Source organism: Pedobacter sp. BAL39 (genome assembly GCF_000170795.1).
Classification (GTDB): domain Bacteria; phylum Bacteroidota; class Bacteroidia; order Sphingobacteriales; family Sphingobacteriaceae; genus Pedobacter.
Window position 1 is genome coordinate 35,201 of the sequence record NZ_ABCM01000025.1, and the last position, 14,915, is coordinate 50,115.

General features: G+C 45.0%; 13 protein-coding genes. 4 read left to right on the plus strand and 9 right to left on the minus strand.

All coding sequences use genetic code 11. From position 1 onward, the window contains the following. Positions 1–282 precede the first annotated feature (282 nt). Positions 283–1,044 carry a siderophore-interacting protein gene (locus PBAL39_RS22290; protein ID WP_008245923.1) on the minus strand — a complete coding sequence of 254 codons (762 nt, stop codon included), beginning with the start codon at positions 1,042–1,044 and terminating at the stop codon, positions 283–285. Positions 1,045–1,140: 96 nt separating this feature from the next. Here PBAL39_RS22290 and PBAL39_RS22295 point away from each other — a divergent pair, with 96 nt between their 5' ends. Next, on the plus strand, positions 1,141–2,022 hold the full coding sequence (locus tag PBAL39_RS22295; RefSeq protein ID WP_008245925.1) for a helix-turn-helix domain-containing protein: 882 nt from the start codon (positions 1,141–1,143) through the stop codon (positions 2,020–2,022). Here the strand turns inward: PBAL39_RS22295 and PBAL39_RS25475 are convergent. Together PBAL39_RS25475 and PBAL39_RS22300 are read right to left on the minus strand one after the other, a co-directional pair. Beyond that, positions 1,979–2,200, minus strand: coding sequence for a hypothetical protein (locus PBAL39_RS25475; RefSeq protein WP_157274175.1), 222 nt, complete (start codon positions 2,198–2,200; stop codon positions 1,979–1,981). The genes PBAL39_RS22295 and PBAL39_RS25475 overlap by 44 nt on opposite strands. 200 nt (positions 2,201–2,400) lie before the next feature. Then, complete coding sequence (locus PBAL39_RS22300) at positions 2,401–2,862, minus strand: type I restriction enzyme HsdR N-terminal domain-containing protein (protein ID WP_008245928.1); 462 nt, start codon at positions 2,860–2,862, stop codon at positions 2,401–2,403. 57 nt (positions 2,863–2,919) lie between these two features. Here PBAL39_RS22300 and holA point away from each other — a divergent pair, with 57 nt between their 5' ends. After that, positions 2,920–3,945, plus strand: coding sequence for a DNA polymerase III subunit delta (holA, locus tag PBAL39_RS22305; protein ID WP_008245929.1), 1,026 nt, complete (start codon positions 2,920–2,922; stop codon positions 3,943–3,945). A gap of 134 nt (positions 3,946–4,079) precedes the next feature. Here the strand turns inward: holA and PBAL39_RS22310 are convergent, their stop codons facing one another. The 4 genes from PBAL39_RS22310 to PBAL39_RS22325 form a co-directional block, all read right to left on the minus strand. Next, complete coding sequence (locus PBAL39_RS22310; protein ID WP_039867457.1) at positions 4,080–4,409, minus strand: multidrug efflux SMR transporter; 330 nt, start codon at positions 4,407–4,409, stop codon at positions 4,080–4,082. A gap of 53 nt (positions 4,410–4,462) precedes the next feature. Next, a complete protein-coding gene (locus PBAL39_RS22315) occupies positions 4,463–5,029 on the minus strand; it encodes a Crp/Fnr family transcriptional regulator (RefSeq protein ID WP_039867483.1) in 567 nt (188 codons plus the stop codon). A 151-nt stretch (positions 5,030–5,180) separates the two neighbouring features. Then, a complete protein-coding gene (locus PBAL39_RS22320; protein ID WP_008245932.1) occupies positions 5,181–5,618 on the minus strand; it encodes a DoxX family protein in 438 nt (145 codons plus the stop codon). A gap of 271 nt (positions 5,619–5,889) precedes the next feature. Continuing rightward, the gene (locus PBAL39_RS22325; RefSeq protein ID WP_008245933.1) at positions 5,890–6,336 is read right to left on the minus strand and encodes a DoxX family protein; all 447 of its coding nucleotides are present in this window, start codon (positions 6,334–6,336) and stop codon (positions 5,890–5,892) included. A 294-nt stretch (positions 6,337–6,630) separates the two neighbouring features. Between PBAL39_RS22325 and PBAL39_RS24900 the strand changes: the two genes are divergently transcribed. Further along, complete coding sequence (locus PBAL39_RS24900) at positions 6,631–12,159, plus strand: carboxypeptidase-like regulatory domain-containing protein (RefSeq protein ID WP_008245935.1); 5,529 nt, start codon at positions 6,631–6,633, stop codon at positions 12,157–12,159. Here the strand turns inward: PBAL39_RS24900 and PBAL39_RS22335 are convergent. Further along, positions 12,140–13,036, minus strand: coding sequence for a DMT family transporter (locus PBAL39_RS22335; protein WP_008245936.1), 897 nt, complete (start codon positions 13,034–13,036; stop codon positions 12,140–12,142). The genes PBAL39_RS24900 and PBAL39_RS22335 overlap by 20 nt on opposite strands. A 259-nt stretch (positions 13,037–13,295) precedes the next feature. Here PBAL39_RS22335 and PBAL39_RS22340 point away from each other — a divergent pair, with 259 nt between their 5' ends. Continuing rightward, positions 13,296–13,703: an EVE domain-containing protein gene (locus PBAL39_RS22340; protein ID WP_008245938.1), complete on the plus strand. Its 408-nt coding sequence runs from the start codon at positions 13,296–13,298 to the stop codon at positions 13,701–13,703. Here PBAL39_RS22340 and PBAL39_RS22345 read toward each other — a convergent pair. Further along, positions 13,700–14,884, minus strand: coding sequence for a sodium:proton antiporter (locus PBAL39_RS22345; protein ID WP_008245939.1), 1,185 nt, complete (start codon positions 14,882–14,884; stop codon positions 13,700–13,702). The two genes, PBAL39_RS22340 and PBAL39_RS22345, sit on opposite strands and share 4 nt — an antisense overlap. Positions 14,885–14,915 lie beyond the last annotated feature (31 nt).

The following is a 14,915-nucleotide window of genomic DNA, read 5'->3' on the forward strand; positions in this document are numbered from 1 at the left end:
CCAGCTGCTCGCTGTTGAAGGTTAAAAAAAGACCTGTATACGCTTCGGACTCAAAATCTTTTGAAGGAAAGATTTTACATGTCCTCATCGTACGCAGGTCTTTTTTTGTCAGCACCATTTTTGGATGCCCATCTTGTTATGAGGCGTAATTCGCCATAGAAGCCAGTCTTTTTATGGAGGTTAATCTTGTGATGTTAAGTTTAGCATCTTATGCTGGTCTACGTGTTATTATAGTTGCGAACTATGTAGTTTACATGTTGTGCGGGTCTGCAGTATTGTAAATTAGCTGGTTTTCCTGTCTTGCTGTCTTTCAGACTGAGATTGATCTTCTGATACTCCTTTCTTCCAGTAGCCGTAAGCGGAGAGTTCTTCCCGCCGGATGCCTATTTCCGTAAAATAATTTCTCAGATGTCTGACCACTCCGGCTTCAGCAGCGGTAAAGATATATCTGGTGCTGTACGAGGGGATGAGCACATTGGTGACGGCTTCCAGCAGGATGTCGAGATTATGGGGCTCGCCAAAGATCCATTTGATCTCTACCTGTGAATTGGTTTTTATGGGCAGCATGTCTTCAGGATCATGAACATGGATCAATGCAATGCCTTTGGCTTCCGCAGGCAGGGTTTCCAGCATCACGCTGATGACTGGTAAAGCAGTATGGTCGCCTGCCAGCAGGTACCAGTCGGCTGCAGGATACAGGGCGCTGGTTTTATCTTTCATGGCCACTTCCAGCTGATCACCTTCCCGGGCATTGATGGCCCAGGCAGAGGCCGGCCCTTCATCACCATGTGCAACGAAGTCGATCGTCATTTCCGCGGCTTCCATGTCGAGTGCACGGAGCGTATAGGTTCTTCGCGAGATGTGCTGTTCCGGGGCTTTTGCCGGTATGAATATCTTGTTGTTCGCGCCTACAGTGAGGTGGGCAAACTGAGGGAGGTCTGCACCGGTCAGGACAACTCTGATATAGTGTGGTGTGAGGAATTGTTTTCGTTTTAAGCTGAGTGTGCCGCGGATCACTCCCGGGCTGATGTTGACGTCTTTCATTTGCGATAGTCAGTTTATTGATTTGTTAAGGGACAAAGTTTGACATTACTATGGGGGTAGTTCAGGTATGATTTTATTATTTTTAGGTATATTTTCATGATGGCACAAGAACGGCAATTTGATTCCCTGGTGATTACAGCGCAGGAAGTAACACATGTGGAGAAGCATCTGCACATTCACAATTACTATCAGTTTATTTTCATCAAATCGGGTCGGGGGAAACATCACCTGAATGGCGAAGTGATGACGTTCGGACCCGGGGATCTGTTTTTTGTAAGTCCTCAGGATGAACATTCATTTGAAATTGATACAGTTTCTGAACTGATCAATGTACGTTTTTCTGAATACGGTAAGGGAAAGCTGAAAACTCTGCAGAAGGCCTGGACAGAAGAATTTGCGGGTCTGAAGAAGGGGCGGTCATTGCTGAACATCAAAGTTACCTTTTCAGCACAGGACCTGCTTGTGGTAGAGCGGATTTTTGAACTGCTGGCCCTGCTCAAAGATGAGGTGCAACATAATGAAGCTGTCATTTATATTCAGCTGATTGCCTTAGTGTCTCTGATTGAGCGGAACCTCAGTTATGGTACTGGCACTATTGCGGAGCTTAAAGTGGCACCAGACCGGAGAAAGTCGGTTGAATTGCTCCTGTCATACATCAACAGGCACATCTCCCAACCAGAAAAGCTTAGTGCTGCAGCGCTTGCTGCCAAACATGGTCTTTCTGTCCATTACATTGGTTTGTATTTCAAACAGCATCTGGGGATGAATCTGCAGGCATACATTAACGAGTGCAGACAAACGATTATTGCAAGGAAATTGCTACAGGGATCGGCATCCATTGCTGAGCTGGCTGCGGAGTTTAATTTTACGGATGTAAGCCACTTCAACAAGCGGTTCAAACAACATTGGGGCCTTAGTCCGCGGCAGTACAGGCTTAGTCGGCTTCGTTCTCCTGAGCCTGATCTACAAATTCTTTGATCTTCAGCAGACGGTCGTAGAAGCACTCATAGGGCCGCACATTACCGTAGATTTTCAGCACATTCAGATGCGTATCCACGCAATGGGCCACATCGTTGAGCTTGGTTCCTGGATATAGTTCCAGGGTCTTTGGTAGTTCAATACCTGAAAAATAGTCTTCTAATTCTGCGACGGTCATATGGCAAAGATACTAAATTGAGTAGGCTGAATGAAGGTTGTTGATAATTGAATGATCAATCAGTCTGTCAGTAGTTCAGTCATTCGGTCAGTAGATCAATCATTCGGTTAGTCATCCCATTATTCAGTTGTTTGGTCAGCAATCGGGATGTCTGGAAACCGGAAGCCGCTGATGTGATGTTCGTAGATGTATGCCTGATTTTAAAGCGCTGTATATTCAGGTAGCTCCTGACTGAAACAGAATCTCTCCTCCAGGTGATCAATTTGTGCATAACAATGTCTCAGACCATTGGTAACGACCAGCCATTTTGCCTTATGTACAGAATTGTAACGGGCGGCCTGATCAAATACTGCCTGTGTGATGCTGACGGAGGGGGCTTTACATTCAATCACCATGATGCGTTGCCCATCTGTATTGAAGATGACAATGTCACTTCTCTTTTGAAGCTGGTTCAGGTTCAGTCCTCCTTCAATCTGTATCAGTGATTTCGGGAATTTTTTCTCCAGGATCAGGTATTGGATAAAGTGCTGTCTCACCCATTCTTCGGGAGTCAGCACGAGGTGTTTTTTACGTACTTCATCAAAAATGAAATGCCTGTTGTCCTTTAGCGTGATCCGGAAAGGGTAGGGCGGTAGGTTGAGTGCAGTGGGTGTAAATGCCATTATGTGCAAAAATAACCTTTAATATTTAGTTTTTAGCCGTTACATTTGGATAAATATATGAGTGCTGCCGACATAATCAAAGATATCAAAGCGAGAAAGTTCAAACCTGTCTATCTCTTACATGGGGAAGAACCTTACTATATAGACCAGATTATCCATTATATGGAGGAACATATCCTGAACGATATGGAAAAGGGCTTCAATCAGACGGTACTTTACGGAAAGGATACCGATATGGCTACAATCATGAATGCGGCCAAGCGCTTTCCGATGATGTCTGATTATCAGTTGATTGTGGTCAAGGAGGCTCAGGATCTTAAATGGGCAAAGGAAACAGAGGGAAGTAGTAAAGAAGCCGGATTTGTACTCAGTTACTTTGAGAAGCCATTGCCCAGCACAATCCTGGTGCTGGGCTATAAATATGCGAATTTCGACAAGCGGAAGAAGATTTATAAGGCCATTGATAAGAGCGGTGTTGTCTTCCAGTCGGATTTGGTGCGTGATTACAAGCTGGCGGGCTGGATTGATGACCTGGTAAAAGAGAAAGGGTATAAGATAGCACCGCAGGCGTCGGCACTGATGGCGGAATATCTTGGTACTGACCTGTCCAAGATTTCCAATGAGCTGGAGAAGCTGATGCTCAACATCAGCAAAGAAACAATTATTGATACAGACCTTGTTCAGAAAAATATCGGTATCAGTAAAGAATATAACGTATTCGAGCTCCAGAAGGCACTGGCGTCGCGAAATGTATTAAAATGTAACCAGATCATCAATTACTTTGCTGACAATCCCAAGGCAAACCCAATGGTGATGGTAATGGCCAACCTGAACGCCTATTTTACAAAAATACTAAAGTATCATTACCTGCAGAATAAAGGTGACGCCGCTAAGGAACTGGGCGTCAATCCCTATTTTGTGAAGGATTATGAAGCTGCTGCCCGGAGTTACAATCTGAACAAAACTTTCGATATCATCAGTTTGCTCAGGGAGTACGACCTCAAGAGTAAGGGCGTCGATAGCACAGGAAATACCACGGATGGTGAGCTGCTAAAAGAGCTGCTTTTCAAAATGATCCATTAATCATTCATTCCTATTTTTTACCAAAAAGGACATTTACACATCCCGGAAAGCGATGTGCGTCGCTTTTGTTGAGTATCATAGTGCAATCGTTGCTGAATTTGTTTCGACAAGATGAAGATTCAGCAGCAGTTCTATTAATGTGAGGAAACTGCCTTTAGGCCAATGATGGAACAGATCAGCGTAGTAATGAAGATTATCCGCCAAAAGCTGGCTGGTTCATTGAAAACGAGAATACCCACCAATACGGTCCCAACTGCACCAATTCCTGTCCATACGGCATATGCTGTTCCGATAGGTAAGGTCTGCGTCGCCTTGAGCAACAGGAGCATGCTAATGGAGAGACAGATGAGGAATCCCGCTCCCCAGATGATAGCAGTATTTCCTGTGGTTTCTTTCATTTTTCCGAGGCAGGACGCAAATGCTACTTCAAACAATCCTGCAATAATCAAAAATATCCAGTTCATGATGCAAAGCTCCGCAATCTGCAGGGGAATGTAGCTAAACAAATGATAAGAAATTACCTGATCCCAGCGCGTATCCGGCTTAATGATACTGGTGTAATGCCAAGATAGGAGGCAATGTAGCTCAGCTGAACTCTCTTTAACAGCTCTGGATGATGTTGCATCAGTTCCTTATAACGGTCGCCGGCATTGAAGAGCAATCTGGAAATCAATCGCTCTTCTACTTTGATGATTTCCTTTTCGACGAGCTTCCGACCCCAGTTAGCAATCTCTATATCGGTGTTGTAAAGCAACTCAAGGTTTGGATGCGCGATCTCATAAAGTATACTGTTTTCCAACAGCTCCACACTCTCGTATCCGCATGTGCCTTTCATGTAACTGTTGTAAGACAACGCAGAACTCCCTTCCATACCAAACCAAAAGGTCACATCTGTAGTAGCTGACTGATTGTAAGCCCTGGCTACGCCGGATTTGATAAAGTAAAGGGTTTTATCGATTTCATGCTGTCGGAAAAGGTGCGTGCCACGAGGATGTTTGACTTCCTGAAATTCGGCAATAAGCCTTTTCATTGACTGTTCAGAAAGGGGCATGATGTCAGTGATGATTTCTTCTAGCAGGTACATACCAGGCCTTGTTGATGATCTGTAAATATAGACAATTTGGAAGGTTATGGATGTGGTTCTTGCATAGATTGCATTGGCCATAAAAAAACCGAAGCAGCATCAGCCGCTTCAGTTCCGGGTTATTATCTGTGTGTTTGAGGATTCGTGTAAGCTAAGCGGCCGGATGCTCTTCATGTTCAATGGAAAGCATGCCATCTCCTTCTATCATAAAACAGATTAGGCCAGCAAATACAATCACCGCAAGCCATATCTGTGAATATGGACTGAGTATACTTTGAGAGAGATCGACAAATACCAGGGAAACCAGCAGTATCGGCAAGTTGAGGAGGCAGAATAACCTTGTGTGGGAACCCAGGACAATCAGGATGCCACCCACCAGGTGTAATACGATGATGACGTGTGCCAGAAGGCTGATGGAAACAGAGGCGCCTAATTGAGAACCTTCCATCAAATCTGTAAAAGCATGAAGGTTGAGTGCAAAGGCAATGCCTTTCCAGATCAATACGATCCCCAGGACTATTCTTAAATAGTCTACCCATTTTGGATGATGCTGATCACCCCATTGCTGAATTTTAGTGAGTAGTTTCATGACGTTTATATTTTGGTGAAGGATGAATTCCTTAGTATAAATCTAGGGAGTCACCTGTTTTTTTTACATGATGCGCGTCATGCTTTGTGATTGCAGTAGTCACAAAATCAAGTTGGTACTGATCACGAATTGCGGATATTCATCTTCACACGCTCAGAGGACATTATTCGGGGCTGAAGCAAGGTCTGTTAGTAGGCCAGGTGGTATAAAAAAGGGCCGTGTGGAAACCACACAACCCTAACATCTACTGTTTATCTATGAAAGTTCAAAGCTACTCTGTAGCAGCTATGCTGTTCTTGCTGTATTCTATAGAGAGGATCCCATCGCCCTCAATAAAAAAAGTAATCAGGCCAATGAGTACCAGGCAGGATAACCACAACTCTGCGTAAGGACGGAATACATCCTGCGAGAGGTTCACAAAGAACACTGCAACAATGAGAATGGGCAGGTTCAGTAAGCAAAATGTACGTGTATGGGATCCCAAAGCAATCAGCAAACCACCTACGATGTGCAGGAAGATGATCAGATGGGCTACGAGACTAATGGATACTGAAGTGCCAAGACCGGCATCTTCCATCAGCGTCGTAAATGCATGCAGGTTAAATGCAAAAGCAAATCCTTTCCAGATGAGTACTATGCCGAGCACGATCCTCAAATAGTCGATCCACTTCGGATGATTGCGGTCACCCCAATGCTGAATTTTCGTGAGTATGTTCATAACGTTTATGATTTGGTTACCTTGAATTTACGAAAAAATATATAGATCTCCTAACCTGACGTTATCTTCTTTTTCTTTGGATTAGCTTGAAGTTCAGAACTATCAGATGCTTCTATCCATCATCTTTTCCCAACTATGCACAACTTTGGTCATCAGCAGTGCATTTTCATTTTGGCGTCAGGGCTATTTGCCTTGTAATAAATTTGTTGGAAATAAAATATAATCGTTTTAGCCCTGTATTTACCTGCTGATTTCTCTATATTGGAGGACACATAATCTAACCAATTATAAAGTATGAAATCCCGATATGCGCTTCTCCTGTCGCTGGTTTCCATTTTTCTTGGAATCGCGGCTTTTACCCCTAAAGATGATGATCCTATTGAAACATTGCTGACAACTTTAAGTAAGTGGACGCAGGACCACCCGCAGGAAAAAGTATACCTTCATATGGATAAGCCTTATTACCTGCTGGGAGATACGATCTGGTTCAAGGGTTATGTAACAACGGGAGGCACCCATCAGTTATCTGCATTAAGCGGGGCTTTATATGTAGACCTGATGACGGAGAGAGACTCGTTAATCCAGTCGCTAAAACTGCCTGTAGTAAGTGGAACAACAATAGGGGAGTTCAAAATTGATGAGAACCTGACCGAAGGTAATTATCGCATAAGAGCCTATACCCGCCTGATGCGGAATGCTGACGCGGAGTATTTCTTCGACAAAACATTTGTGGTCGGAAGTCCCTTCAGCGGGGAACCGCAGGTAAGCGTCGACTATCTGCAGGAAGTAGTAAATGGTGCGCCGGTACTCAATGCAGTATTGAAATACAGAGACAGCAAAGGAGGGGCGCTAGCCAATAAGGAAGTGCAAGTCAGGCTGATGAAAGCCGGAATATCGCAGTGGAACAAGAAGGAGATGACCGATGCGAATGGAAACCTGCGCGTGGTAATCCCTGATAAGCAATTAAAGGATTTGGATGGTAGTTACCTGCGTAGTGCAATAGAGCTGGCGGACAAGAAAATCACGACCAAAGATTTTCCTGTCAAGTATGCCGGCAACTCATATGACCTTCAGTTTTTCCCTGAGGGCGGTAGCTTGTTGAATGGTGCACTGTCGCGCATAGCCTTTAAAGCAGTCGGCGTTGATGGCCTCGGTGCCGCATTGACTGGAGTAGTAACCGATCAGGAAGGCACAGAAGTGGCTACTTTCGAAAGTCTGCGTGCCGGGATGGGCTCCTTCGTGATCAAACCTGAACAGGGTAAAATTTATAAGGCAAACGTAACTTTTAAGGATGGCGGCACTAAAACAATCGCGTTGCCAAAACCGGTAGATGAAGGTTATGGACTTGGTGTATATCAGGTCAATAAAGATAGTATCCTTGTGAGGGTTTATGCTTCCACAAATGTGCTGGAGCAGAGCAAAACCAGCCCTCAACAAGTGAGCCTGGTGGTGCATACCGAAGGGGAGACGATCTTCGCTGCTCCGGTGAAAATTAGCAGGGCAATGACCTCTATCTGGCTGTTGAAGGATAAGTTTCCTACAGGAATTGCACAGTTTACTCTGTTTAGTGCTAATAATGAACCGATTAACGAGCGTATTTCATTTATGAAGGGACACAATGATTTGAAATTAACGCTTGGTAGCGATAAACGCAGTTATGCGCGGCGCGAGAAGGTAAGCATGTCACTCGATGCGAAGAACGAGGATGGAAAGCCCGTAGCTGGATCTTTCTCCGTAAGCGTATACAATGAAGACCTTTTTCCTATTGATGAGAATAAAGAAACTACAATACTATCTAGCCTGCTGCTCAGTGCAGACTTGAAAGGATATGTGGAACAACCTAACTATTACTTTGCAAATAAGGGTACTGAGGTGGAACAGGCATTGGACAATCTGATGATGACTCAGGGCTATCGGAGGTTTATATGGAAAGATCTGCTAACGGGAAAACAACCTGCAAGACCGTTATTTGAGACCGAAGATCTTGGTACTTACATATCAGGAAAGGTGGTTACCCTCGGTAATAAACCCGTTCCAAATGGCTCAGTCACAATGGTGGTCATCAAGACCGGCGAAATCAAAAAAGTGAATACCGATGCTCAGGGGCACTTTAAGTTTGATGGCATCCTGCTGCAGGACAGCGTGAAGTTTGCTTTACAGGCTAATAATGAAAAAGGTGGCAAGAATGTGATGCTACTGATGGATACCGTGGCAAAAACCACGATCATCCGCAATAAAAATATGGCTGATATGAACACGAATATCGGAGGAAACCTGACGGCCTATTTCGAAAAAACTAAGGTTCAGGATGAGGCACTGGGGGAGGTAGGAAAGCGCTACCGTACCCAAAGGCTGAACGAAGTGGTCATTCAGGCCCGCAAAAAGGGGGAGACCATTGCCTCCCAGGGAATGTTTACCATCCCCGATGTGAGTGCCGATCAATCGCTCCGCTTCTCTGCCGCGAATACCTGTCCTACTTTACGTGCCTGTCTGCAAATGCAGATGCGTGGTGTCGTCTTTAAGCGCGGTGAAACCATCAGCGGATACCCTTTTACGGTCAGAGGAACGAAAATGGCAGTGTTTGTTGATGGTCGTAGGGTGGAAACGGAAGAAGATGTGGCTGATTTGCTGGATGCGGGTACCCTGGCGCCGGAGGATGTAGTCAAGGTCAATGTTGTGACGAGCAACCAGGCTATGATCACGTTCCTTGGAGGTCCTGCACTGCTCTTCATCACAAAACGAGGTTATGAGCGGAAGCGTGAGGTAAGGCCTAACCTCGCTACGATCAGCCCAAAAGGGCTAAACAATGCCCGCGAATTTTACAAACCTAAATATGATCTTCCCGCGCAGCAGAGTGCGATTCCGGACATGCGAACCACCGTGTACTGGAACCCCTCGGTATTGACGGGCAAAGATGGCGAAGGTAAGTTTCACTTTTTCAATGGAGACGGCGTTGGAAACTATCGCGTAGTAGTAGAAGGTATTGATGGTGATGGGAACCTGGCGCGTGCCGTTTATCATTATACTGTTGCGGGCGGGCAGACGCTTCCGTTAACAAAATCTGAAGAAACACAGACCATCACTGCTCCGCTGGATTCCCTTCAGGATCGTATGCCCGCAGAAAAGGCTTATCTGCATACGGACAAGGATTTTTATAATATTGGCGATACGCTTTGGTTCAAGTCATACCTCTTTGATGCGGCTTCCCTTGCTGCAAGTAATAAAAGTGGGTTGTTGTATGTGGAGCTGACCGACGACAGCGCGGAGGTCGTGCGGCGCATCAGCATCCCCATCAAATCCGGTTTGGGCTGGTCGCAGCTTCCATTGCCAGCCAACGTCTTCCATGAAGGGGGGTATACGTTGCGGGCATATACCAATTGGATGCAGAATTTTGAGGAACAGCGCTTTTTCAAGAAACGTCTCTACCTCAGTATGCCCGCCAGGGATGTCTGGCTGGTCACTTCTACTACTACGCTGGATAAGGAGGAGAAAGCGCTGGAAGTGAATCTGCGATTTAATCGAACTGATCAAACCGCCGTTGCGGATAAAGAATTAGAACTGAGGCTTTATGAAGGGCCTCTTTTTTTGTATAAAGAGAAAATGACCACCAACTCCAATGGTGAACTGAAATTTACTGGCCGCCTGATGGAGAAATATGATGGTAAAAACATGAAGATTGAAGTTCGGGAGATGAACTCCAATAGGGTGCTTAAAGTGGTCCATGTCCCACTCAGCATCAGGCGGCAGGGAAAAATAGATTTACAGTTTCTCCCTGAAGGAGGGCAGCTGGTGGCTGGGATAAAATCTCTGGTCGGACTCAAAGCACTGGGTGAGGATGGTAAATCAATTGATGTGGAGGGTCAGGTGTACGACAGCAAATTAAATCCCGTAGCCACTTTTAAAAGTGCGCATAAAGGCATGGGAGCATTTGAGCTATTTCCGCTGCAAGGGGAAGTGTACACGGCTAAATTGTCGCTCGCTAATAACGCACTTTCTACCGTTTATAAGCTGCCTGCTGTGCAGGGGGCGGGAACCGTATTAAAAGTCAGCAATCCTGAGGAAGACAGTGCTGTTGAAGTCTCGGTGCTGGGTACAATGGCGACACAGGCTGTGTCTGGAACTTACTATCTTATCGCAACATCCGCAGGTAAGGTCGTCTTTTCTTCAGTTGTCGAGCCCGGCAAAGAAGTCATCTCCATCTCCAAGAAATTTTTCCCTACAGGCATTGCGCGCCTAACCTTGTTGAAAGATAAGGTGCCGGTCAATGAGCGGATATTTTTTGTAGATCATCAGGACCGGCTTCAGGTGACGGTCAGCGGGGAAAGGGATAAGTATCATCAGCGGGATAGCGTCTTATTACTGGTGGAGGTAAAGGATAAAGATGGTGTACCTGTGAAGGGTGGTTTTTCGATGGCCGTGACGGACAATAGTCAGGTGGAGGCAGATACAGCTGGTAATTACAGTGTTGCAGCATCACTATTACTCAATGCTGAATTAAAAGGTTTTGTGGAACAGCCCGGTTATTATCTGAGCCGTAATATTGCCGGAAGCTGGCAGGCCCTGGATCACCTGATGCTCACTCAGGGCTGGACGGGTTACAGTTGGAAAGATGTTTTTTCTAAACCGAAGGATCCAAAGTTTAAAGCGGAAAAAGAACCTGTCATCAGGGGGAGGGTAACGAATGCATGGAACAAACCTGTTAAAGGGGCGCAAATGGTGATATCTTCTAAAAAATCGAGCATGATTCATCACCTGATGACAGATTCTTTGGGGCGTTATACACTCGGAAATATTTCCCAGGCTGATTCAAACTCCTTCTTTATCCAGGCCAAAAACCCAAAAGGAAAGACCATGAACTTTGGCGCAGTGACGGTCGAGAAATTCGAACCTGCCGATGTTCCGGATTCCATTTTATGGCAGGCGATGCCTTTTTACGTCAATGGGAATACCAAGCAATTGAAATATCTTGAGAATAAGGCCATTGTGGAGGGGAGTAGTGTGGACCCACTGGTGTCAGGTATCGCCTTGCAGGAAGTAAACATTTCTGAAAAGAAGGTCATCCCGAAATCGATCAACCCAAATGGCCCAGGCAATGCCGATCTGATTTTTGACAGGAATGATATCGTCGCTTCTGAGACCATAAACCTCTATGATCTTCTTAAACAGAAATTGCCAGGTTTTAGAGTCCGAAATGGTGGGCTTTGGTACAACAACCACATCGCAAAACTTATTATCGATGGTCAGATGCTGATTAACAGAGGGTACTTCGACAGTGCATTGCTTGGAGTTGAAGGTGCTTCGGATGAGGTCATCAGAGATCTTTTAAAAGGTTTTAATAACTCAGATTTTAGGGGTCTGGAGGTTGCCTATAGCGCCAAATATATGCGTAGTATGGAAACGTACAGGTTTTTTCGGGATCCATTAAAGACAGAGGGGCCTGATGGTGATCTTATAGTGGATAATCTGAAACGAGAACGGTTTCCTAATTACAGGGACATCTATATCATGATCACAACTGCATCGGGTGCAGGTGCCAGAATCAATACTCGTCCCGATTATGCGACCTATAAAATGGTTACCATTATGCATCCTAAACAATTTTACAGTCCGAATTATCAGGTTCAATCGGTTAATGACAAGCAACCAGATCTTCGGGCAACGCTACTCTGGGTGCCCAACATCTATACAGATGCAAATGGCAAAGCACAAATCAGTTTTTACACGTCTGATGTGCCTGGAAGATATAACATCAATGTACAAGGGGCAGATATGAAAGGTGCCATCGGTGGCGGAAATAACTCCATTATCGTTGGGAACGAGTAAGATTGATGTTCATCAGTACAACGGCAAAAAGAATGAGAATGATGCCCAACCACTGAAGGAAGCTCACAGACTCTTTTAACAGCAAATGTGCCATGATCACAGAAACAGGGATCTCGACCGCGGCAATGATGGCTCCTAATCCCATACCGGTAAGTGGCATTCCCCTGGTAAACAGTAACGGGGGAAGAATAGTGCCGAAGAACGAAAGGATCAGTCCCCAGCGCAGGAGTATATCAAATGAAAAATTCAGATTCAGGGAGCTATGAAAAATGCACATGATGGTGATGAGTCCTCCCGCAATGAGAAATAGACTGCGCTTTAACGGCGGAAGGTGAAGGGCAATGCTATTTGATGCATAAACTGAAGCCGTGTAGGAGAGAGCTGCCAGTAGTCCCCAGCCTATTCCAATCCAATTGATCTCCACGGACTGCTTAAGCAGATTGGTGGCGAGTACCGTTCCCGCTAAAATAATGAAAACAGCAATGATCTTTCTTGTTCCCGGTGCTTTTTTGTGCAATATCATTTCCAGGATCACCCCCATCCATACGGTCTGCATCAACAGCACAATACCGACACTTACCGGGATGTATTGCACAGCCATATAATAAAAGATACTGGTCAGCCCCATCGATGTTCCGGCAGCAAGAAGTTGGAAGATGCCCTTTGATCCCTGTGGTTTTGAAACGTTCACAGGCTGTCTCTTTTTGAAAATTGTCAGAATGAGCAGTCCAAGGAAACCCAGACTGAATTGTGATAGGGTTACTTCTGCTGTAGTATAGCCTTCATGATAGGCCATTTTAACGAAGGTCGCCAGCATGCCGTAACTGGAAGCGCCCAGCGCAACAAACAGGCTTCCTTTAAGTATTTTGTTATTCATATATGGTTTTGATGGTCCAGTTTATATCAGTGAAAAACACGGATAAACTGAATATTACTTTCGATATGGCTCGTCCATTGACGAAAGATCGGACAAAAGTAGATTTTAAAATTGCAAACCTGGCGATTTAGACAACTTGTAACGGTTGCCTGACAGAGGCAGTGATGAGATCATTAGTCTTTTGCTTGAATTATGGTGTGAAAGGTTTATCGGAGATTGTTACTTTTGCATCAATAACATGAATTAAACAATTACACAAATGAACCATTGGTTAGTAAAATCTGAACCTTTTAAATACAGCTGGGATAAATTCAATGAAGATGGCCGCACCTTTTGGGATGGCGTAAGAAACTATCAGGCGCGCAACAACCTCAAAGCCATGAAGGAGGGAGACCTCGTATTATTTTACCACAGTAATGAGGGGAAACATGTGGTTGGTATTGCCAAGGTTGTCAAAGAATTCTACCAGGATCCAACTACCGATGATACCAACTGGGTAGTCGTTGATCTATCGCCGGTAGAGGCGCTTAAAACACCCGTAACGCTGGAACAAATCAAGGCGGAGGAAAGTCTGAAAGACATTTCTTTAATCCGACAAGGACGTTTGTCGGTAATGCCCCTGAAAGCAGAAGAATTTGACAAAATCCTTGAAATGGGTTCTGTTTAAACAGCCTCTTTCACTGCTTTCTTTGCAGAAAGCAATCCGATACTCATAATGATACTGGAGCCCAGGACCACGAGGAACAAAAACGCGGTGCCTACCTCCGGTATCTTTAAATACGCAGGAAGGTTGAAATACAATAAGATGCTGATCAGCCCTCTTGGTGCAATGAAAGTCTCTGTACCACTGTTTTCCTTCCTGAAAATCTTCAGGTAGAGGAACCTGATGAAAAAGGTGCTGGCCAAAATGATCAGCCCGTTGGCGATCACAATGTGGTCATTCAGCGCGTAGATGTTCATCGTAAACCCGAAAATCACAAAGAAAAATGTCCTGATGATAAATGCACTTTCCGCGGAGAGCTGGTACAGCTGTGTCAGGTCATTGGACAGGTTTTTATAAATGAAGATGCTCCTGAAGTACGCATGTTCAATCGCATCGGCATTGTTAAGGAACAAGCCGAAGGAAAGTACCAGCACGAGCGACGACAGGTGGAAGGATTGTCCGATGGCGTATACCATGATCAGGATAGAGATGATCAGGAAAAACTTAATGTGATGCGAGATCCTGCCCATCAGGTACAACAAAGTCACACAGGAGATCAGGGAAAGAATGATGATCAGTGCCGTATTCAGTGCCAATCCCGTAAATGACGAAAATGAAATGTGCGGGTTGGAAATTGCAAAATTGAAAATGATGATACCCAGGATGTCAGAAAAAGAAGATTCATAGATGATAAACTCCTTGCTCTTTTTATTCAGTGCGGCAGCAGAAGGAATGGCGATGGCCGAGCTGACCACACTGAAAGGGATGGCGTTCGTAAAACACGTATACAGGTCTTTTCCCGTGATCTGGTAAATGATAAAGGTAATGACCAATATAGTAACCGTCAGAATGAATAAAGCGGAGAGGAAGGCCCCTTTGATCAGCTTATTCTTTTCTCTTTCATATTTCAGTTCCAGTGAGCCCTCAAATACAATAAGGATCAGTCCCACAGTACCGAGGGTAGGGAGGATGGTCAGGAAATCAAAGGTGTGCAGTTCCAGGTGATCGATCAACACCCGCAGTCCTATGCCCAGCAACAATAATAACAATACGGAAGGCAGTTTCGTCTTGCTGGCGATCAGGTCGAACAAGTAAGAGAAAATGACGAGACCGCTTAATATGATGAGGATGGTATAGGTGGTCATGAGGTCTTTTTATGATTCAGGATGCTGAGGG